Source organism: Bordetella parapertussis (assembly GCF_020735925.1).
Taxonomy (GTDB): Bacteria; Pseudomonadota; Gammaproteobacteria; order Burkholderiales; family Burkholderiaceae_B; genus Bordetella; species Bordetella pertussis.
This window is the reverse complement of sequence record NZ_CP085971.1, coordinates 1,120,330-1,140,299: the sequence shown is the minus strand read 5'-3', so window position 1 is coordinate 1,140,299 and position 19,970 is coordinate 1,120,330. Positions and strand designations below refer to the sequence as shown.

The window sequence follows — 19,970 nt, the reverse complement described above, 5'->3', positions numbered from 1 at the left end:
CTCAGCGCAGGCCCAGCAAGGTGTCGAACACCGTGCTGGCCACATCCAGGATCTTGGCGCTGGCCTGGTACTGCTCCTGGAAGATCGTCAGGTTGACGTACTCTTCGTTCAGGTTCACGCCCGACACCGACAGGTGGGCGGTGGCCTGCTGCTTGACCAGGTTGGCCTGCGCCGTGTTGGCCGTGCTGACCTGCTGCGTCTGCACGCCCACGTTATTGACGAGCTGCGAGAACATCTCGTTCAGGCTCATGCTGCCGTTGCCCAGCACCTTGGCGGTCTGCAGCTCGGCCAGCTTCAGGCCGTTGTTGCCGTTGGTCGTGCCGAGCGCCGAATCGGCCAGCGCCAGCTTGCTGGGATCGCTGATCAATTGCTTGAGGTCGCGCGCCGCGTCGCGGGCCGGCTGCAGCGTCCAGGCGTCGCCGGCGGCCGGCGTGCCGCTGCCGGTCAGGGTCAGGCCGTCGAACGACAGTGTGGGCGGCGTGCCGCTGGGCGTCACGTCGAAGCTGCTGCCATCGGACAGGCGCGTCACCGTGTAGTTGGCGCCGTCGTACTGGATGCGATAGGCGCTGGCGCGGATGGCGTCGGCGTCGGTATAGGCCGACTGCCACTCGCCCGTGCTGGTATTGCCGGAATTGCGGATCGCCGCCGGCGCCTGCAGGCCGAACATGTCGCCGCCCGGCTGGCCGTCCAGGTCATAGCCCTCGCGGTGTTGCGCGTTGAACGCCATAGCCAGCCCGATGGCCAGCTGGCCCAGCTGGTCCTGCACCGCGTCCAGCGACTGGCTGCGGAAACTCAGCAGGCCGCCCAGCTGGCCGCCGGTAACCTCGCTGTCGTTCATTTCCACCTGGATGGTGGTGCCCGGCCCGGACGGCAGCGTATAGGCCACCGCCAGGCGCTTGGGATCGCTGGCCGAGGGCACCGCCTGCAGCGGATAGACGGTCGTGCCCGACAACAGGGTCTGGCCGCTTTGCAGCGTGATGTTGAACGTATCGCCCTGCTCGTAGAAGCGGATGCCGGTCAGCTGGTTCAGTTCCGAGACGGCCTGGTCGCGCTGGTCCAGCAGGTCGTTGGGCGCGTGCCCGTCCTTGCCGCGCGCGATCACGATCTGCTTGTTCAGGTCGTTGATGCGCTCCAGGTAGCTGTTGACCTGCTCGACCGTGGTCGAGATCTGCGTATTGAGGCCGTTGCGCTGGTTTTCCAGCTCCTGGTAGGCGGTATTGATCTGGGTGACCAGGCTGTTGGCCTTGCCGATCATGTCGGCGCGCACGGCCGGATCGGCCGGCTTGGTGGCCGCCGCGTTGGTGCTGGTGAACAGGCCCGCGAGCGCCGGCGTGATGCCGACGGTGCGATCACCGAACAGATTGTTCACCTGCGACACTTGCGCGAGGTGGGTGCTCAGCTGGGCGCTGCTGCCTTGCGCGCCGACCAGCTGGCGGTACAGGAAGCTATCGTACTGGCGCGTCACGGTATCCACCTGCACACCGCGGCCGAAAAAGCCCTGCCCGGTCTCGCCGGCGCCGGCGGTCGAGGTGATGACACGCTGGCGGCTGTAGCCGACCGTCGTGGCATTGTTGATGTTGTGGCTGGTCGTCTCCAGGCCGGCTTGCGAAGCGTTCAGGCCGGTCAGCGCCAAGTTGTACAGATTCATGCTAGCAATGCCCCGTAATTCACCGCACGCGGTTCAGATGCCTGGTTAACGGCAGCCCGCCGCCAATATTTAGAGGCCGCCGGAAAAATCGGCGCGCGCCACGCTGGTGCGCAGCTGGCCCATGATGCTGATCAGCTTTTCGGCATAGCGCGGATCGGTGGCGTAGCCGGCCTCCTGGATGCGCCGCGCCGCCTCGATCTCGTTGCCGGCCTGGGTAACCGCCTCGTAGCGCGGGCTGTTGCCGATCAGGCGGGCGTAGTCGCTGAACGACTCTTCGTAGGACGAATAGGCCCTGAACGGCTGCACCAACTTCTGCGCGACGCCGTCGACGTACTCGGTCGTCATCACATTGACGACCTTGCCCTTCCAGCTGGCGCCCGCCTTGATGCCGAACAGGTTGTAACTGGTGCTGCCGTCCTCGTGGCGCAGCTCGCGCCGGCCCCAGCCCGATTCCAGCGCCGCCTGGCCCAGGATCAGGCGCGCCGGCACGCCGCTTTGCTGCGCCGCGACATTGGCCGCGCGCGACATGCGCGACACGAAGTCGACCACGTGCGAGGGCGCGCCCTCGGCCGCCGCCATGGCGCGGTCGCGCGCCCGGTTGCTGCGCAACACATCCAGCAGCGCGTTGACCTCGCGCCTGGGCGCAGGGTCCGGTTGTACATAGTTGCCGCGAAGGTCGCGCACCAGCGGCGCGGGCGCGGCGGTGCCGGCCAGCGCGCGGGCCGCCGCGGCGTCGCCGCCGGCTGCCGCGGCGGCCGGGACCGGCGGCTGGCCCTGCTGCATCTGCCCCAGCAGCGCCTGCGCCAGGCCGATGCCCGGCGAGGCCAGCTGCAGGGCCAGCTGCTCGTCGGCCATGCCCTGCAGCATCTCGGTCTGCTGCGAATCGAACAGGCCCTCCTTGGGCGTCGCCTCGCGCATGCGCTTGAGCATCATCTGCAGGAACAGCGCCTCGAACTGCCGGGCCACTTCCGTTTGCTGGCGCTGGCCGTCCGGCGCCTTGACCGCGTCGCGCTTGAGGTCGGCCAGGCGGCCCAGGTCGAAGACCGATTCCTGGACGCCCGGGCGGGGGGTATAGCTGACGAATGACATGGCTGGGTCGACGGGCCTTAGATGATTTCCAGGTCGGCGCGCAGGGCGCCGGCGGTTTTCATGGCCTGCAGGATGGCCAGCAGATCCTGCGGCGTGGCGCCCAGCGCGTTGAGCGCCTTGACCACGTCGGCCAGGTTGGCGCTGGTGGTCACGCGCTGCAGCGCGCCGCCGTCCTGGCGCACCTCGATCTGCGTGTTGGGCACGACCACGGTCTGGCCCTCGGTAAACGGCGTGTCGGGCTGGAACACCTGGTTCTGGCGATTGATGATCACCGACAGGTTGCCGTGCGCCACCGCGGCCTCCTCGATCATGACCGTGCGGTTCATCACCACCGAGCCGGTACGCGCGTTGATGATGACCTTGGCCGTGGCCGGCGCGCGCGCGACCTGCAGGTTCTCCACCTGCGACATGAACGCCGGCATCATGGACGGGTCCAGCGGGCCGCGCACCTGGATCACGCGGCCGTCCAGCGCCATGGCGGTGCCGGCGCCGAACTGGCGGTTGATGGCCGCGGCGGCGTTCTGGGTGGTGCCGAAATCGGTGTTGTTCATCTCCAGGTACACCGTGCCGTCCTGCGCGTACATGGTGGGCACGGCGCGCTCGACGATGGCGCCATTGCTGATGCGCCCGCCGTTGAGCTGGTTGATCTGCACGCTGGAGCCGCCGGCCGAGGCCCCGGCCCCGCCCACCAGGAGGTTGCCCTGGGCGATGGCATAGACCTGGTTGTCGGCGCCCTTGAGCGGCGTCATCAGCAGCGTGCCGCCGCGCAGGCTCTTGGCGTTGCCCATCGACGAAACCACCACGTCCACGGTCTGGCCGGGCCGCGCGAACGACGGCAGGGTCGCGGTCACCATGACGGCGGCCACGTTCTTCAACTGCATGTTGCTGCCCTGCGGCACCGTGATGCCCAGCTGCGACAGCATGTTGGTCAGGCTTTGCTGCGTGAACGGCGTCTGCCGCACCTGGTCGCCGCTGCCGTCCAGCCCCACGACCAGGCCGTACCCGATCAGCTGGTTGCCGCGCACGCCCTGGATCGAGGCCAGGTCCTTGAGGCGCTCGGCATGCGCGGCGCCCGCGCCCAGCAGCGCCAGGGCCAGGACGGCGCGCGCCAGCGGAATCAGCAAAACGGATAGCGAGGTCGGAAATGTCATGATCAGAACGGCGAAGCGATCAGGAAAAAGCGTTGCAGCCAGCCCATGGTCTGGACTTCGTCCATGACGCCCTTGCTGCGGTATTCGATGCGCGCGTCGGCCACCCGGGTCGACGACACCGTATTGCTGCCGGTGATCGATCGCGGGTCGACCACGCCCGAGAAGCGCACGTACTCGCTGCCGCGGTTGATGGCGATCTGCTTCTCGCCGGCGATCTGCAGATTGCCGTTGGGCAGCACCCCGATCACGGTGGTCGTGATGGTGCCGGTGAAGGTGTTGTTGGCGCTGCTCTTGCCGGTGCCGTTGGCGGTATTGCCGCCCGAGATATCGGTATCCAGCTTGTCGTTGATGACGCCGTCCATGAAGCGCGGCGCGGCCGCCACGCCCAGCGTGGCCGAGCCGTCGCGGCTGGTGTTGGTGGCCACGCCCTTGGCGGCGTTGGTCTTTTCCTCCAGCACGATGGTGACGATGTCGCCCACGTTGCGCGGCCGGCGGTCCTCGAACAGCGGATAGTTGCCGTAGGCCGAGGGCTGGTAGATCGAGCCGTTGGGCCGCGCCGAGGGTTGCGGCGGCGGCGGAGGCGGCGCGGTCAGCGGACCGGTCACCACCGGTTCGGGCGGAATCATCGCGCAGCCCGCGGCCAGCGCCAGCAGCGCGGCGCAGACCGGCAGGCGCAATACGGTCTTCAGCATCACAGTTGGGTCAGGCGAGCCAGCATTTCGTCGGAGGTCTTGACCGCCTTGCTGTTCATTTCGTAGGCGCGCTGGGTGGTGATCATGTTGACCAGCTCTTCGGCCACGTTGACGTTGGAGGTTTCCACGTACTGCTGCAGGATCTGGCCTGCGCCATCGATGCCCGGCTGCAGCAGGTTGGCCGGTCCCGACGAGTCGGTTTCCAGGTACAGGTTCTCGCCCACGCTCTGCAGGCCGGTGGGGTTGATGAAGGTGGCGACCTGCAGCTGGCCGATCTGCACGTTGGTGCCGGCCGCGCCGGGCTAGGTGACCGACACCGTGCCGTCCTTGCCGATGGTCAGCGACAGCGCGTTGTCGGGCACGTTGATGGGCGGCTGGATCACATAGCCGCCGGCAGTGGTCAGCTGGCCGTTCTGATCGACCTGCAGCGAGCCGTCGCGGGTGTAGGCCTGCGTGCCGTCGGGCAGCTTTACCTGCAGGAAGCCGCGCCCCTGGATCGCGATGTCCATTTCGCCGCCGGTGTTGTTCATGTTGCCCTGCGAGAACACCCGCTGGGTGGCGGCGACCTGCACGCCCGTGCCCAGCTGCAGCCCGGAGGGCAGCTGGTTGGCGTCGCCGACCTGCGCGCCGGGCTGGCGCAGCGTCTGGTACATCAGGTCCTGGAACACCGCGCGGCCCCGCTTGAAGCCATTGGTCTGGACGTTGGCCAGGTTGTTGGAAATGACGTCCATCGACGTCTGCTGGCCTTCCAGGCCCGTCTTGGCAACCCACAACGAACGCATCATGATGAAAACTCCTGGCGCGGCGCTTCGGCGCGCGCGTTGATAATCAGCTGGCCGCGGCCAGAATCCCGTTGGCGCGCTCGGCGTTCTTGTCCGCCTCGCGTATCACCTGCATCTGCATCTCGAACCGCCGCGCGTTCTGGATCATGCCCACCATGGCGCCCATGGGGCTGGCGTTGCTGCCCTCCAGCACGCCGCTCAACAGGCGCTGCGACGGATCGGCCGGCAGCGGCGCGGCGGGCTGGCCGCCGGGCTGCTGCGGCATGCGGAACACCCCGTCGTCGCCATGCACCAGCTGCTGCGGTGGCGGGTTGACCATCTTCAGCCGGCCCAGGTTGAGAATGTTGTTGGGCGGATCGCCCGCGCCGATGGCGGTGACCGTGCCGTCCGACGCGATCGTCAGGCTAGCCTGGTCCGGCACCTCGATGACCGCGTTCTGGTCCGACAGCACAGGCTGCCCGGTGGCGGTCTGCAGCAGGCCGTTGACGCCCACCTGCAACGCGCCGGCGCGGGTATAGGCCTCGCCCTGCGGCGTCTGCAGCGCGAACCAGCCCGGCCCGGCCAGCGCCACGTCCAGCTCGCGCCCCGTGGTCATCATGTTGCCCATCTCGAAGTTGTTGCCGGGCGTGGACGCCACGGTCGAGACCCGCGTGGGCAGCGAGGTGCCGTCGGCCATGGGCACCGAGCGGTACAGCGCGATCTGCTCGCGGAACCCCGGCGTGTTGACGTTGGCCATGTTGTTGCCCAGCACCGTCTGGTGCTCGGCAATGCGGGCCGCGCCGTTCATGGCGGTGTAGATGATCCGGTCCATCCTGGCCTTCTATTCTCGATTCTGGTGGGTGCCGGCGCTTAGCGCATGTTCATCAAGACCTGCATGACTTCGTCCTGCGTCTTGATGGTCTGCGCGTTGGCCTGATAGGTGCGCTGGGCCACGATCATGTTGACCAGCTCGCGGCTCATGTCCACGTTGGAGGCCTCCAGCGCCTGCCCGGCGATGGTCGCCAGGCCGTTGGTGCCCGGCTGGCCCAGCGTGGCCTGGCCCGATTCGGACGTCTCCACCCAGGCGTTGTTGCCCACCGGCTGCAGGCCCTGCACGTTGTTGAAGTTGGCCAGCACCAGGGTGCCGATGGTCTGCGTCTCGCCGTTGGTGTACTTGGCCACCAGGCTGCCGTCCTTGCCCACCGACAGGCCCATGAATTCGCCGCTGGAGTAACCGTTCTGCACCACCTTGGGCGCGAAATCGCTGCCGTACTGGGTGACGCCGTTGTAGCTGACGGTGATCGCCAGCGGGTCGGCCGGCGCGGCGTTGCCGCCCGGGTTGGCGAACGTCACCTGGGCGGTGGGCGGCTGGTTGAGCAGATTGCCGGCGGTGTCGAAGTTCAGCGTCTGCGAGGCGCCGCCGTTGACCTGCATGGGCTGGCCGTCCAGCACGTAATAGACCTCGTACACGCTCTCGGTGCCCACCGCGGGGCGCTTGGCGAAGTACTGGATCATCTGGTGCGAGTTGCCCAGCGAGTCGTAGACCGTGGTCGGCACCTGGTCGGTGTACGACAGCGGATTGGTCGGGTCGAACGGGATGCCGGCCACCAGCGGCTTGTAGGGCTGGTAGCCCGGCTGGCTGGCAAGGTCGCCGGTCACCGCGCCGCCGGCGATCACGATGTCGCCGCCGTTGTAGGTGCCGTCGAGCGGCGCGGGCGCGACCCAGGCGAAGGTGCCGCTCGCGTTGGTGAAACGGTAGGTCGTGCCGTCCAGCTCCACCGCGCCATCGTCAGCCGGCGTGTCGTTGGGGTCGATGACCTTGGCGTTGGCGTTCAGGTTGGTCTGCAGGCCCGCGGTGCTGGTCGCTTGCGGCGCGATGTTGCCTTGAGGCAGTTGCAGGTCCACCGGCTGGGCGCCCACGCCGCCGGCCGGATAGCCGGTCAGGCGAAAGCCCTGGGCGTTGACGATGTAGAAGTTCTTGTCGACCATGAACTCGCCGTTGCGCGAGTAGAACACCCCGCCGCTCTGGTCGGTCAGGCGGAAAAAGCCCTTGCCGCCGTCGATCGCCATGTCGTATTCGCCGCCGGTGGTCGAAATATTGCCCACCGTGAAGCGCTGGTTGATGGCGCTGACTTTCACGCCCAGGCCGACGCGCGAGCTGGCGTACACGTCGGCGAACGAGGCCGCGCCCGACTTGAAGCCGACCGTGCCCGAGTTGGCGATGTTATTGCCGATTACATCCAGGTTCTGCGAGGCGGCGTTCAGGCCGCTCAATCCTTGTCCGAATCCCATGTCTTTGTCCCGTAGCTCTCAGAAGTTGAGGTGAGTCGCCAGCGCGCGGCCGGCCCGGTTTGGGGTCATGCCGACCCGGAAGCCCCGATGACCTTGCGCACATCCAGCATGCTGATCTGGCCGGCCAGGCCCAGGTCCAGGCGCAGGCCGTTGGTGGAATACGCCACGCTCTTGACCTGTCCGTAGGTCAGCGCCTCGGTCTTGACCGGATTCGCGTCGGCGTCGCTGGCGCTCACCGTGATCGAATACTTGCCGTCGGCCAGCGGCTGGCCGCCGTCGTTGTTGCCGTCCCATTGCAGCGTGTGCACACCGGTCTTGAGGTCGCCCAGCTCCATGGTGCGCACCACGGCGCCCGAGGGATCCAGCACCTTGACCGTCACCTTGGTCGCGTCGCCCTGCAGATCGATGCCGAACGGCGTGGCGCCGCGCTGGGCGGGGTCGTTGGGGTCGGTGCCCAGCGACACCTTGTCGCCCGGCATCAGCACGCCCTTGCCTATCATCGACACCGCGTCCATCGACTGCGACACGTCGATCTGCCCGCTGATGGCGAGCATGGTGTTCTTGAGGTTGTTGATGCCTTCCACCGTGGAGATCTGCGCCAGCTGAGAAGTCAGCTCGGCGTTCTCCATCGGGTTGAGCGGGTCCTGGTTGCGCAGCTGCGTCACCAGCAGCGTCAGGAATTGATCCTGGATGCCCTGGGCGGCGCTGTTGGAGCCGGCCTGCGCCAGGGCCAGGCCGGCCTGGGAAGTGGTTTCGTTGACGGTGGTCATGGATGAATGCTCCGGTATGCGTGCCGCAGGCGATGTCCGCGCGCCGATCAGGACTGGCCGATGGTCAGCGTCTTGAGCATCAGCTGCTTGGCGGTGTTGAGCACTTCGACGTTGGCCTGGTACGAGCGCGAGGCGGCGATCATGTTGACCGTCTCGGCCACCGGATCGACGTTGGGCATGTTCACGTAGCCCTGTGCGTCGGCCATCGGATGCTTGGGGTCGTAGATTTTCTTGAAGGGCGACTGGTCCTCGACCACGCCGGCCACGCGCACGCCGCCGATCTCCTGGCCGAAGGCCTGGCCGGGCGGCGGATTGACCTGGAACACCACCTGGCGCGCCCGGTACGGCTGGCCGTCGGGGCCGGCCACGCTGTCGGCGTTGGCCATGTTGCTGGCCGACACGTTCATGCGCTGGGACTGCGCGCTCAGCGCCGAACCGGCGATCTCGAAAATGCTCAACAGGGACATGGCTGGACTCCGTTATTCCTGGATCGCCGACATCAGCGAACGGATGCGGCCCGACAACACCTGCAGGCTGCTCTGGTAATGCAGCGTGTTGTCGGCGAAGCGCACGCGCTCGCTGTCCATGTCGACGGTATTGCCGTCCAGGCTGGGCTGGTAAGGCAGGCGGTACATCAGTTCGGCCGGCGACGGCGTGGTCGCCTGGCCGGGAATGTGGCGCGCCGAGGTCAGCGCGAGATTCGTGTCGGGCAGGCGCATGCGCTGCTCCAGCGCGCCCTGCATGGCGGCCTTGAAATCGAAGTCGCGCGCCTTGTAGTTGGGCGTGTCGGCGTTGGCGATATTGGAGGACAGCACTTCCTGCCGTTGCGCGCGCAGCGCGATCGATTGCTGGAAAAAGCGGAAATCCTCGTTTAGCCGGTCTAGCATCTGGCGCGTCCCGATAGTGTGCGAACTGATTGGCCCAAGAAAACCGGCCGCACGGCCTGGCTCGCTTTTTGGCATGACGGCATCTTAGGTTGCGGGCGGCCGCCACAAAAAGCCAAACAACCCGCCATTTCCGAGCCAATTCGGCTATTGCGCGGCACGGCGCCCTTCTACAATTTGCCTATCATGAAATCGCCCCGTTCCCGTTCCATTGCGCGCCTGGCGGCGCTGGCCATCCTGGCGGGCGCCATGCCGCGCGCCGCGGCCGAGCCCCCCGCCCAGGATCCCGCCGAGCTGGCCGCGGCGGCCGAAAGCTATCTGCGCCAGCAATTGGCCGCCCTGCCCGGCGAGCCATCCATCACGCTGGACCCTCTACGCACCGACCGGCTGGACGCCTGCGAGGCCCTGACGCCCTTCATGCCCTCGGGGATGCGGGTACGCGCCCGCATGACGGTCGGCCTGCGCTGCGTCGCGCCGCGCACCTGGACGGTCTACGCCCAGGCCACCGTCAGCGTGCCGGGCCAGTACTACGTGGCGGCGCGCCAGATCGCGCCGGGCAAGACCATCGAGGCGGCCGACCTGACCACCCGCGACGGCGACCTGGTGGCCCTGCCCCCGGGCGTCATCACCGACGCGGCCGCCATCCTCGGCATGCGCCCCGCTCACCGCATCGCCGCGGGCCAGCCCATCAAGGGCGCCGGGCTGCGCAGCGCCGAATCGGTATCGCGCGGCCAGAGCGTGCGCATCACCGCGCGCGGCAACGGCTTCGTGGTCAGCAGCGAAGGCCAGGCGCTGGACAACGCCCCGCCCAGCGCGACGGTCCAGGTACGCACCGCCTCCGGCCAGGTGGTCAGCGGCATCGTGCAGGCGGCCGGACTGGTCGAAATCCAGCTGTAAAATCTGTTACACATGACCGGCCCCCTACCATCCCCGTGCCCTAAAGTTTGCGCCCATGGTGTCGTTACACAGGCATAACCAGGCGGATCGCCCCCATCGGGCCGGTCCCGCGCAGCGGAGAATATTTTGAAGATCCAATCCTCGACCAGCCATCCGGTGGGCCCCAACGCGGTCGGCGCACGCGCCGAGCACGCCGTGGCCCAAGCCTATGGCGGCGGCGCCCAGGCCGGTTCGGGCAGCGCGCAAGTGGCGCTCAGCCCGGCCTCGCGCCAATTGCTGGCTCAGGAAGGCGGCAGCGACATCGACGTCGAGCGTGTGGCGGCCATCCGGGCGGCCATCGCGTCCGGCCAGTTGCGGATCGACCCCACCCGCATCGCCGACAGCCTGATCGCCAGCGCCCGCGATTTGCTCAAGTAAACCGCTGCTGCCCGCCATGAATTCTGCCGCCCTGAAGTCCTGCCTCGAACGCGAAAACGCCCTGGTGGTGGAGTTCCTCCACGCCCTGGAAGCGGAAACCGAGGCCCTGATGGACCGCCGCGCGCACGAGTCGCTGCAGGCCGCGGTGCAGCGCAAGGAAACCCTGGCCGACGACCTGGCGCAGCTGGGCGCCGAGCGCGACGCCCTGCTGAGCGACGCCGGCCTGGCCAGCGGTCCGGCCGGCACCGACGCGGCTGCCGCCGCCCACCCTGAACTGGGCCCGCTGTGGCAGGCCCTGCAGGCCAACGCCGCCCAGGCGCGCGAGCACAACCAGCGCAACGGCACCCTGATCGCGGTGAACCTGCGCCATACGCAAGAGTCGCTCGACGCCCTGCGCCAGGCCGCCGGCACCGGCGCGGCCGCCACCTATGACGCCCAGGGCCGCGGCAAGCGCGGCTACTCCAGCGCGGCATCGGGCCGCGCCATCGTCGCCACCTGATCCGGCCCGGCCGGCCTTCAGCCGGCCATCTCCAGCAAGGCAAACAACTTCATCAAGGCCGCGGGCGCCAGCCGCGCGGGCGTCTTGCGCGCGCCCGGCCCCAGCAGGCCGGGCAAGGCCTGGCGCATCGCGGCGGCCTGCGCCTGGTGTTCCAGCTGCCAGCACGCCGCGCCCAGCTGTCCCGCCGCCAGCGCGCGCGCGGCCAGCGCCGCGGCATCGCCCGCATCCGGCGGCAGCGCCGCCCAGGCATGCGCCATGTAGCGGAAAGCGCCGCGCGCCTGTTCGTACTGCACCAGCCAGCGCGCCAGCGTGGCCGCATCGGCCTGCGTGGCGGCCAGGTTGGTCAGGCCGAACCACTGCGCCACCTGGCGCCCGCTGGACGGATCGAGCAGGCGCGCGCTGACCATGCGCACCGCAAGCGGCGCCTGGCCACGCGCCGCCAGCGAGACGTCCGCGCTGCCGGCCCACAGCGCCAGGGGCGCGCTGCCCTTGCCCGGGACCGCCACATTACCCACCGGCAGGTATCCCAGCCCGCGGGCCACGGCCCTGAGCAAAGTGGGACACAGGTCCTGCTGCACCCGCGTGGCGCCGGCGCAGCGCGCCAGCCACCCGGCGTCCTGCCCGGCCAGCGCCTGCCATGGCGGGGCCGAGCCGGCGTCGAACACATGCACGTGCGGCAATTGAGCCAGCGCGCCCGACAGGTAGTCGGTGCGCGCCAGCAGGGCCTGAATCGGATTGGCGCCGGCCGGTTCGCCCGGCGCGTACGCCGCCAGCAGGCCATGCTGCAGCATCAATTGCTGGGCGGGCGCGGCCAGCGCCGCGCCGCGGTCGCTCATCAGCAAAGCCGACAGCAAGGTGGCCTGCGGCAGGCCGGCGGCGCGCAGCGCCGCCTTGCCGTGCATGGCCAGCAGATAACGGCTGCTGGCGGCGGGATAGGCCTGGCGCGCCAGGGCCAGCCCCGCGTCGCCCAGCGCCCGGGCCGTGGCCGGGCCGGCCATGGCCGCGCGCCTGCGCGCAGGCCGGATCGTCGCGCAGCCAGTCCAGCGCGCCGTCGAGGTCGCGCGCGGCGGCGCCGCCCTGGCCCAGCAGCGTGGCGGCCAGCATCTGGCGGCGCTGCGCCGGCTCGTCGCGCGCCTGCTCGCGAGAGGCGCTGCACAAGGCGGCCAGGTCGGCCTCGCTGGGCGCATACAGCGGCTTGACCCGCTGCAGCGTGGCCAGGGTGCGGTCGATCAGTTCGTCGGCGCGCGCCAGGGCCATGTGCTCGGGCACTTTCTGCCCGTAGGAGACATAGTGGATGGGCAGCCGGTGGCGGATCGCCGTATCCAGCGCCGGCGCCAGCCGCGAGGCCTCGTCCAGCTTGGTGATGATGCAGCCGACCACGTCCTCGCCCACGCCGTTGCGATAGGCGTGCGCCACTTCGTCCAGCGTGTCGCCCTGGCTGGCCGCGTTGAGCACCAGCAGGCGGCGCACCGGCTTGCCGGCGTTGCACAGCATGGCCGCCTGCCCCGCCACCTGGCGGTCGCGCTGGCTGATGCCCGTGGTGTCGATCAGGATGATCCTGCGGTTGCCCAGGCTGCCCAGCGCGTCGCGCAACTCATCGGCGTCGCGCACCGAATGGGCCGGAATGCCCATCAGGCGTCCATAGATCTGCAATTGTTCCAGCGCGCCGATCCGGAAATTGTCGGTGGTCAGCATGGCCACCTGCTCGCGCCCTTCGCGCGCCACGCAGCGCGCCGCCAGCTTGGCCAGCGTGGTGGTCTTGCCCACCCCGGTGGGGCCGACCAGCGCGAACACGCCGCCGCCGGCCAGCAGGTCGTCCTCGCGGCGCAGCACCGGCAGGTGCGTCACCAGTTCGTTGCGCGCCCAGGCCAGCGCCTGCGTGGCGTCGAGCGCCTGCGGCAGGCGCTCGAGCAGGATGCGCGCCAGCGGCATGCTGAAACCCGCTTCGAGCAAGGCGCGGAACAGCCCGGCGCCCACCGGCTCGCGGCCCGGCCCCTCGCGCGTGCTCCACAGCAGCCCGTCCATGCGGCTTTCCAGCGAACCGCGCAGCGCGTCGATGGCGGCCTGCACGCCCGCCTCCAGCCCCGGCGAGACGCGGCCGGCCGGCATGGCCGCGGGCATCGGCGCATCGGGCAGGCGCGCCATGGACAGCGGCGCGGGCGCGTCCGCAGCGGGCATGTCGGCGGGCGGCGCGGCCGGCGCATCGGGCAACGGCGTCGCCGACGCCGCGGCGGGCGTCTCGTCCAGCGTGGCCACCACTTCGATGCCCTCGGCCACGCTGCGGTTGGACACGATCAGCGCGTCCGGGCCCAGCGCCTCGCGCACCAGGCGCATGACTTCGCGGCTGCTGGCCGCGACGAAACGACTCAGCTTCATTCGCCATTGCCTCCAATGAGCACCGTCACGCGTACCACGCGCTCATCGGGGATCTCGGCATTGGAAAGCACGCCCAGCTGCGGCAGATGGTGCCTGAGAAAGCGCGACAGCGGCGCGCGCAACGGCGGCGAGGTCAGCAGCACCGGAGCGTTGCCCTGCGCCTCCTGGCGCGCCAGCGCCGCTTCGGTCTCGCGCAGCAGCGTCTCGGCCAGCCCGGGCTCGAGGCCGCCGCTGGTGGCCATGGCCTGCGTCAGCACGCGCTCCAGGCGCACGTCCAGCCCGATCACGCGCAGCTCGCCTTCGCCCGGGAACCATTGCTGGGTGATGGCGCGTCCCAGCGAACGGCGCGTCAGCGCGACCAGTTCGTGCACATCGGGCTGCCCGCCCGCGTTGGCGGCCAGGGCCGCCAGGCGCGGCGCGTGCTCGGACAGGGTATCGACGATGGTGCGCATGTCGCGGATCGGCACCTCCTCGGCCAGCAGGCCCTGCAGCACTTTCTACAAGGTGGTGAGCGACAGCGTCTTGGGCACGAGGTCCTCGACCAGCTTGGGCGATTCGCGTCCGATGCGTTCGATCAGCGCCTGCACTTCCTGGCGGCCCAGCAGGTTGTCGCCGTGGCGGTGCATCAGGTGGTTCAGGTGGGTAGCCACCACGGTGCTTGCGTCGACCACCGTGTAGCCGGCCACCTGGGCTTGGTCGCGCTGGCCGCTGTCGATCCACAGCGCCGGCAGGCCGAAGGCCGGGTCGGTGGTGGGCGTGCCCTTGACCTGCATGGCCACGCCGCCCGGGTCGATGGCCAGCCATTGGCCAGGCATGGCCACGCCGCGACCGATTTCCACGCCGGAAAGCAGGATGCGGTAGTCGTTCGGCTTGAGTTCCAGGTTGTCGCGGATGTACACCACCGGCGGCAGGAACCCCACGTCCTGGGCGAATTTCTTGCGCAGGCTGCGGATGCGGTGCAGCAGCTCGCCGTTCTGGGCATGGTCGACCAGCGGGATCAGGCGGTAGCCCACTTCCAGCCCGAGCTGGTCCACCATCGAAACGTCTTCCCAGGTCGCCTCGGAGGCCGCCGCCTGCGCCTGGGCGGCGGCGGTCTCGGCGGGTTGCTGCGCCTGGCTGGCGGCGGCCAGGTTGCGCTTGTAGACCATCCAGCCGCAACCGGCCAGCAGCGCGGCCAGCGTCAGGAACGCCAGGTGCGGCATATTGGGGATCAGGCCCATGATGCCGACGATGGCGGCCGTCAGGAACATCACGTTGGGATTGGAGAACAGCTGCGAGAGGATCTGCTGGCCCACGTCCTGGTCGGTCGCCACGCGCGAGACCACCACGCCGGCGGCGGTGGAGATCACCAGCGCCGGGATCTGCGCCACCAGGCCGTCGCCGATCGTCAGCAGCGTGTACACGCGGGCCGATTCGCCTACCGACAGGTCGTGCTGGGCCACGCCCACGATCAGGCCGCCGATCACGTTGATGACCATGATCAGCAGGCCGGCGATGGCGTCGCCGCGCACGAACTTGCTGGCGCCGTCCATCGAACCGAAGAAATCCGACTCCTGCGCCACCTCGGCGCGGCGCTTGCGCGCCTCGTCCTCGCCGATCAGCCCGGCGTTCAGGTCGGCGTCGATGGCCATCTGCTTGCCCGGCATGGCATCCAGGGTGAAGCGCGCGCCGACTTCGGCGATCCGCCCGGCGCCCTTGGTGATGACGATGAAGTTGATGATGGTCAGGATCACGAACAGGATGATCCCGACCGCGAAATTGCCGCCCACCAGGAAGTGGCCGAACGCCTCGATCACCTTGCCGGCCGCGTCCGGGCCCTGGTGGCCGTTGAGCAGCACCACCCGCGTGGACGCCACGTTCAGGGACAGGCGCAGCAGCGTGGCAAACAGCAGCACCGAGGGGAATGCGGCGAAATCCAGCGGCTTGCGCGTGAACATCGCCACCAGCAGGATCATCACCGACAGGGCGATGTTGAAGGTGAACAGCAGGTCCAGCAGGAAGGTGGGCAGCGGCAGCACCATCATGCCCAGCACGAGCACGATGAGGATGGGGCCGGCCAGCAGCTTGGCGTTGGCGGCCCCGTTGGTTTTCAGCATGGAGAGCAGCGCGCTCATTCGTCAGGCTCCTTGGGTGGCGGGCGGGCTGTGCGGGTCCAGTTCGGCCGGTACGGCCAGCGCCGTCGGCGCCTGCGGCTCGCGTCCCAGTCCGGGACGCCAGCTGCGCAGCTGGAACACCCACGCCAGCACCTCGGCCACCGCGGTATAAAGCGCCGTCGGGATTTCCTGTCCCAGTTCGACGTGTTGATGCAGGGCGCGCGCCAGCGGCGGCGCCTCGAGCGTCGGGATGCGATGCTCGGCGGCGAGTTCGCGGATGCGGGCGGCGATCAGCCCGGTGCCCTTGGCGACCACGCGCGGCGCGCCGGCCGCGCCGTCCGCATATTTCAGCGCCACCGCGTAATGGGTCGGGTTGGTCACCACCACGTCGGCGCCGGGCACCTCCGACATCATGCGCCGGCGCGCCATGGCGCGCTGCTGCTGGCGGATGCGGCCCTTCACATGGGGGTCGCCCTCGCTTTCCTTGTGTTCCTGCCGCACATCTTCCTTGGTCATGCGCAGCTTCTTCAGATGGTTCCAGATCTGCCAGGGCACATCCAGCAGCACCACGAACAGCAGCGAGCCCACGATCAGGGCGCTGCACAGCGCCACCAGCGACATGGCGCTGGTCAGCGCGGCGCTGGGCGCCACGTGCATCAGGCCCAGCATGTCGTCGTGGTAGTGCCAGATCACCCAGACCGCCACCCCGCCCACCAGCGCGGCCTTGGCCAGTGCCTTGACCAGTTCGACCACGGTCTGGGCCGAAAACATGCGCTTGATGCCCGACCAAAGGCTCAATTTCGAGAAATTCGGCTCCAGCGGCTTGGTCGAGAAGACAAAGCCGCCCAGCAGCACCGCCGACAGCACCGCCACCACGGCCAGCATGCCGAACATGGGCAGCACCGTCAGCAGCGCCCGCCCGGCGCCATGCACCGCCTGCTCGACCATCACGCCCGGGTCCTGCGCCACCCGCGGCTCGAACCCCAGGCCGCGCCGCAGCACGCCGGTCAGGCCCTGGTACAGCATCGAACCGCTCAGCCATACGCCCACCACGCCGGCGGCCAGCATCATGAACGTGCCCAGCTCGCGCGAACGCGCAATCTGCCCCTCCTCGCGCGCCTTTTCCAGGCGCCTGGGAGAGGCGGCTTCGGACTTTTCAAGATCGCTTTCTTCGGCCATGCTCGACGCTTCGTTTGCAGCCCGGATGCGGGTTGTGGACTGCCCGCCGAGATTCTAGGCGGACGGCCCGCGCGGCGATAAGCCAAGAAGCGGGGGAAAGCGGCGTTATTCCGGGATGGCGGCGGCCGGCGCGTGGGGATGCCTGTCCCCGCGGGGACAGGCGCCCCGCACCCTGCGCCACGCCCATTCGGTGCCTGTCCCTGCGGGGACAGGCACCCTGCCCTGGTCAGAAGCCCAGGCTGGCCAGCAGGTCGTCGACCTGGTCCTGACTGGTGACGACGTCGGCCTTGCCGCCGGGGTTGACCTGCGGGCCGTTGAGCAGCGAATTGGCTTCGTCGCGGCGCTCCTGCGGCACGTTGTCCAGCAGCACCTGCAGCAGTTCACGCTCGATCGCGCCCACCACGTCCATCATGCGCATGATGACCTGGCCGGTCAGGTCCTGGAAATCCTGCGCCATCACGATTTCCATCAGCTTCGCCTGGGTCTGCTGCGTGTGCTGCGGCACCGCGGCCAGGAAGGCGCGCGTGTCCTGCACCAGGGCGCGCGCCTGCGGCAGCTCGAGCGGCTGGTCGTACCATTGCTGCCAGCGCTCGTCCAGCGCCTGGGCGCCGCGCGCCATGCCGTCCTGGATGGGGCCGGCGGCCTCGATGGCGTTCAGCACCCGGTTGGCGGCCTGCTCGGTCATCTGCGCCAGGTAGCGCAGGCGGTCGCGCGCATCGGGAATCGCCTCGGCGGCATCCTTGATGGCCTGGTCCAGCCCGAGCTCGCGCATGCTGTCGCGCAGCATGCGCGTCAACGAGGCGATCCGCTGGATCAGGTCGGTCGGGTCTGCCTGCATGCCAGTGTCCGTCGCATTCATTCGGTACCTCAGCCGGCGAGTTTCTCGAAGATCTTGTTCAGCTTCTCTTCCAGCGTCGCGGCCGTGAACGCCTTGACCACGTAGCCGTTGGCGCCGGCCTGGGCCGCCGCCACGATGTTCTCCTTCTTGGCCTCGGCCGTCACCATCAGCACCGGCAACGACTTCAGCGCCGCGTCGGCGCGGATCTGCTTGAGCATCTCCAGGCCGTCGAGGTTCGGCATGTTCCAGTCCGACACCACGAACTGGAAGGCGCCGTTGCGCAGTTTCTCCAGCCCGATGGCGCCGTCCTCGGCCTCGTCGACGTTCTCGAAACCCAGCTCCTTGAGCAGGTTGCGTATGATGCGCCGCATGGTGGGGAAATCATCCACCACCAGTATCTTCATTCCCTTATCTACCATCTCAACTCCAAGAAAATAATGTCCGGACGCCCGCTCCGTTGGGACCGGGGCGTCAAACGCGATGCCCGCGGTCGCCCAGACGCGTCAGAATCCGCTCACTGATGTCGGCCAGCGGCATGACCTCGTCGGCCGCGCCCAGCGCGATGGCCTCGCGCGGCATGCCGAAGACCACGCAACTGGCCTCGTCCTGCGCCATGGTCCGCGCGCCGGCGCGTTTCATGGCCAGCAAGCCGGCCGCGCCATCCTTGCCCATGCCGGTCAGTATCACCCCGATCGCATTGCCGCCGGCCGCCTCGGCGGCCGAATGGAACAGCACGTCCACCGAGGGGCGGTGCCGGTTGACCGGCTCGCTGGCCTGCAGCCCGATCACGTAGTTGGCGCCGCTGCGGCCCAGGCGCATATGCGTCTCGCCGCCCGGCGCCAGGTACACGTGGCCAGGCAGCACCCGCTCGCCGTCGCTGGCTTCGCGCACGGTCACCGCGCACAGCGCGTCCAGGCGCTGCGCGAACGAGCGCGTGAAGCCGGCCGGCATGTGCTGGGTGATGAGGATCGCCGGGCTGTCGGCCGGCAGGGGCTGCAGCACCTCGCGGATCGCTTCGGTGCCGCCGGTCGATGCGCCCACGATCACCAGCTTCTCGGAGCTGGCGAACGGGCTGCGCAGGCGCAGCGGCGCCGCGTGGCCGGCCGGCGCCGGCGCGCGCAGGCGCGCGCGCGAGGCGGCGCGGATCTTGTCCGCGATCACCTCGGAATACTCGATCAGTCCGTCGCGGATCCCCAGCTTGGGCTTGGTCACGAAATCGATCGCGCCCAGTTCCAGCGCCCGCAGCGTGATCTCGCCGCCGCGCTCGGTCAGCGACGACACCATCACCACCGGCATGGGCCGCAGCCGCATCAGCTTCTCGAGGAAATCCAGGCCGTCCATGCGCGGCATTTCCACATCCAGCGTCAGCACGTCCGGGTTGTGCTTCTTGATCAGTTCGCGCGCCACCAGCGGATCGGGCGCGGTCGCGACCACCTCCATGTCCGGATGGCTGTTGATGATCTCGGTCATCAGGCCGCGCACCAGCGCGGAATCGTCCACGCACAAGACCTTGATCTTCTTCATACTGGCAACTCGCCGCTGGCCTGCTCATAGACAGTCTGTCCGCGCAGGCGGAAGTCGCGGCTGATATAGGTGAAATTCTCGGAATGCCCGGCAAACAGCAGCCCGCCCGGCTTGAGCAAGGGGACGAACCGCCGCAGGATCCTGGCCTGGGTCGGCTTGTCGAAGTAAATCATGACATTGCGGCAGAAGATCGCGTCGAACTTCTCGTTGATCGGCCAGTGCGGCGCCAGCAGGTTCAAGGTCTCGAAGCGCACCATGTCGGCCAGCTCCGCGCGCACCTTGACCTGCCCCTCATTGGCGCCGCGTCCGCGCATGAAGAAGCGCTTCAGGCGCGCCGGGTCCAGCTTGGCCACCCGCTCGTACGGATAGACGCCCGCGCGCGCGCGCTGCAGGCAGTTGGTGTCGATATCGGTGGCCAGCAGCTGGCTGGCCTGGGCGCGCGCGCCCAGGCTCTCGACCAGCGTCATGGCGATCGAGTACGGCTCCTCGCCGGTCGAGGCGGCGCAGCACCACACCGATACCGGCCCGCCGCGCTGGCGCGCGAAATCGGCCAGAATGGGAAAGTGATGCGACTCGCGAAAGAAGGCGGTCAGGTTGGTCGTCAGGGCGTTGACGAAGTCTTCCCACTCGGGCGCGGCCGGCTCGTTCTCCAGCCCGTCCAGGTAGACGCGGAACTCCTGCTGCCCCAGCGCGCGCAGGCGCCGCGCCAGGCGGCTGTACACCATCTCGCGCTTGTGCGCGCCCAGCGAAATGCCGGCGCGCGCGTAGATCATCTGCCGTACCCGGGCGAAGTCCGCGTCGCGGAACTCGAACTGGCGCTCGGCGCTGAAAGCCGGCGTCGTCATTGCTGTCGCCACGCC

19 protein-coding genes and 2 pseudogenes are annotated in these 19,970 nt (G+C 68.9%); 3 read left to right on the top strand and 18 right to left on the bottom strand.

Features of this window, described 5'->3' with window-relative positions; genetic code table 11:
- Nucleotide 1 precedes the first annotated feature (1 nt).
- The 10 genes and pseudogenes from flgK to flgB all read right to left on the bottom strand — a co-directional run bounded on the left by flgK (nt 2) and on the right by flgB (nt 9,290).
- Complete coding sequence (gene flgK / locus LK409_RS05400) at nt 2-1,648, bottom strand: flagellar hook-associated protein FlgK (RefSeq protein ID WP_003811875.1); 1,647 nt, start codon at nt 1,646-1,648, stop codon at nt 2-4.
- A 69-nt stretch (nt 1,649-1,717) separates the two neighbouring features.
- Nucleotides 1,718-2,737 carry a flagellar assembly peptidoglycan hydrolase FlgJ gene (flgJ, locus tag LK409_RS05395; protein ID WP_003811877.1) on the bottom strand — a complete coding sequence of 340 codons (1,020 nt, stop codon included), beginning with the start codon at nt 2,735-2,737 and terminating at the stop codon, nt 1,718-1,720.
- Nucleotides 2,738-2,754: 17 nt separating this feature from the next.
- The gene (locus LK409_RS05390) at nt 2,755-3,888 is read right to left on the bottom strand and encodes a flagellar basal body P-ring protein FlgI (protein ID WP_010926561.1); all 1,134 of its coding nucleotides are present in this window, start codon (nt 3,886-3,888) and stop codon (nt 2,755-2,757) included.
- Between the two features lie 2 nt (nt 3,889-3,890).
- Nucleotides 3,891-4,580: a flagellar basal body L-ring protein FlgH gene (locus tag LK409_RS05385; protein WP_033460279.1), complete on the bottom strand. Its 690-nt coding sequence runs from the start codon at nt 4,578-4,580 to the stop codon at nt 3,891-3,893.
- A pseudogene (flgG, locus tag LK409_RS05380) lies at nt 4,580-5,365 on the bottom strand (flagellar basal-body rod protein FlgG). The gene LK409_RS05385 and the pseudogene flgG overlap by 1 nt, the downstream one beginning before the upstream one ends.
- A gap of 43 nt (nt 5,366-5,408) precedes the next feature.
- Nucleotides 5,409-6,173, bottom strand: coding sequence for a flagellar basal body rod protein FlgF (locus LK409_RS05375; RefSeq protein ID WP_003811885.1), 765 nt, complete (start codon nt 6,171-6,173; stop codon nt 5,409-5,411).
- Nucleotides 6,174-6,211: 38 nt separating this feature from the next.
- Nucleotides 6,212-7,633 (bottom strand): flagellar hook-basal body complex protein, encoded by a 1,422-nt coding sequence (locus LK409_RS05370; RefSeq protein ID WP_010928062.1) that lies wholly within the window; start codon nt 7,631-7,633, stop codon nt 6,212-6,214.
- Nucleotides 7,634-7,698: 65 nt separating this feature from the next.
- Nucleotides 7,699-8,403, bottom strand: coding sequence for a flagellar hook assembly protein FlgD (locus tag LK409_RS05365; RefSeq protein ID WP_004567196.1), 705 nt, complete (start codon nt 8,401-8,403; stop codon nt 7,699-7,701).
- 47 nt (nt 8,404-8,450) lie between these two features.
- Nucleotides 8,451-8,870, bottom strand: coding sequence for a flagellar basal body rod protein FlgC (gene flgC / locus LK409_RS05360; RefSeq protein WP_003811891.1), 420 nt, complete (start codon nt 8,868-8,870; stop codon nt 8,451-8,453).
- A 12-nt stretch (nt 8,871-8,882) separates the two neighbouring features.
- Nucleotides 8,883-9,290: a flagellar basal body rod protein FlgB gene (gene flgB / locus LK409_RS05355; RefSeq protein ID WP_003811894.1), complete on the bottom strand. Its 408-nt coding sequence runs from the start codon at nt 9,288-9,290 to the stop codon at nt 8,883-8,885.
- 183 nt (nt 9,291-9,473) lie between these two features.
- Here flgB and flgA point away from each other — a divergent pair, with 183 nt between their 5' ends.
- From flgA to LK409_RS05340, 3 genes are all read left to right on the top strand, one after another.
- Nucleotides 9,474-10,184: a flagellar basal body P-ring formation chaperone FlgA gene (gene flgA / locus LK409_RS05350; RefSeq protein WP_010928061.1), complete on the top strand. Its 711-nt coding sequence runs from the start codon at nt 9,474-9,476 to the stop codon at nt 10,182-10,184.
- A gap of 126 nt (nt 10,185-10,310) precedes the next feature.
- The gene (flgM, locus tag LK409_RS05345) at nt 10,311-10,601 is read left to right on the top strand and encodes a flagellar biosynthesis anti-sigma factor FlgM (protein ID WP_003811898.1); all 291 of its coding nucleotides are present in this window, start codon (nt 10,311-10,313) and stop codon (nt 10,599-10,601) included.
- 16 nt (nt 10,602-10,617) lie between these two features.
- Complete coding sequence (locus tag LK409_RS05340; protein WP_010928060.1) at nt 10,618-11,100, top strand: flagella synthesis protein FlgN; 483 nt, start codon at nt 10,618-10,620, stop codon at nt 11,098-11,100.
- 17 nt (nt 11,101-11,117) lie between these two features.
- Here the strand turns inward: LK409_RS05340 and LK409_RS22770 are convergent, their stop codons facing one another.
- From LK409_RS22770 to LK409_RS05305, 8 genes and pseudogenes are all read right to left on the bottom strand, one after another.
- On the bottom strand, nt 11,118-11,615 hold the full coding sequence (locus LK409_RS22770; protein WP_309544989.1) for a flagellar biosynthesis protein FlhF: 498 nt from the start codon (nt 11,613-11,615) through the stop codon (nt 11,118-11,120).
- The gene (gene flhF, locus LK409_RS05335; RefSeq protein WP_309544990.1) at nt 11,608-13,476 is read right to left on the bottom strand and encodes a flagellar biosynthesis protein FlhF; all 1,869 of its coding nucleotides are present in this window, start codon (nt 13,474-13,476) and stop codon (nt 11,608-11,610) included. Before flhF ends, LK409_RS22770 begins: the two co-directional genes overlap by 8 nt.
- A pseudogene (gene flhA / locus LK409_RS05330) lies at nt 13,473-15,590 on the bottom strand (flagellar biosynthesis protein FlhA). Before flhA ends, flhF begins: the two are co-directional and overlap by 4 nt.
- Nucleotides 15,591-15,593: 3 nt before the next feature.
- A complete protein-coding gene (flhB, locus tag LK409_RS05325; RefSeq protein ID WP_010928059.1) occupies nt 15,594-16,748 on the bottom strand; it encodes a flagellar biosynthesis protein FlhB in 1,155 nt (384 codons plus the stop codon).
- A 226-nt stretch (nt 16,749-16,974) separates the two neighbouring features.
- Nucleotides 16,975-17,607, bottom strand: coding sequence for a protein phosphatase CheZ (gene cheZ / locus LK409_RS05320; protein WP_010928058.1), 633 nt, complete (start codon nt 17,605-17,607; stop codon nt 16,975-16,977).
- Between the two features lie 8 nt (nt 17,608-17,615).
- Nucleotides 17,616-18,005, bottom strand: a complete 390-nt coding sequence (gene cheY / locus LK409_RS05315; RefSeq protein WP_010928057.1) for a chemotaxis response regulator CheY — start codon at nt 18,003-18,005, stop codon at nt 17,616-17,618.
- A gap of 52 nt (nt 18,006-18,057) precedes the next feature.
- Nucleotides 18,058-19,110: a protein-glutamate methylesterase/protein-glutamine glutaminase gene (locus LK409_RS05310; protein ID WP_010928056.1), complete on the bottom strand. Its 1,053-nt coding sequence runs from the start codon at nt 19,108-19,110 to the stop codon at nt 18,058-18,060.
- A complete protein-coding gene (locus tag LK409_RS05305) occupies nt 19,107-19,967 on the bottom strand; it encodes a CheR family methyltransferase (RefSeq protein ID WP_003811915.1) in 861 nt (286 codons plus the stop codon). Before LK409_RS05305 ends, LK409_RS05310 begins: the two co-directional genes overlap by 4 nt.
- Nucleotides 19,968-19,970: the final 3 nt, after the last annotated feature.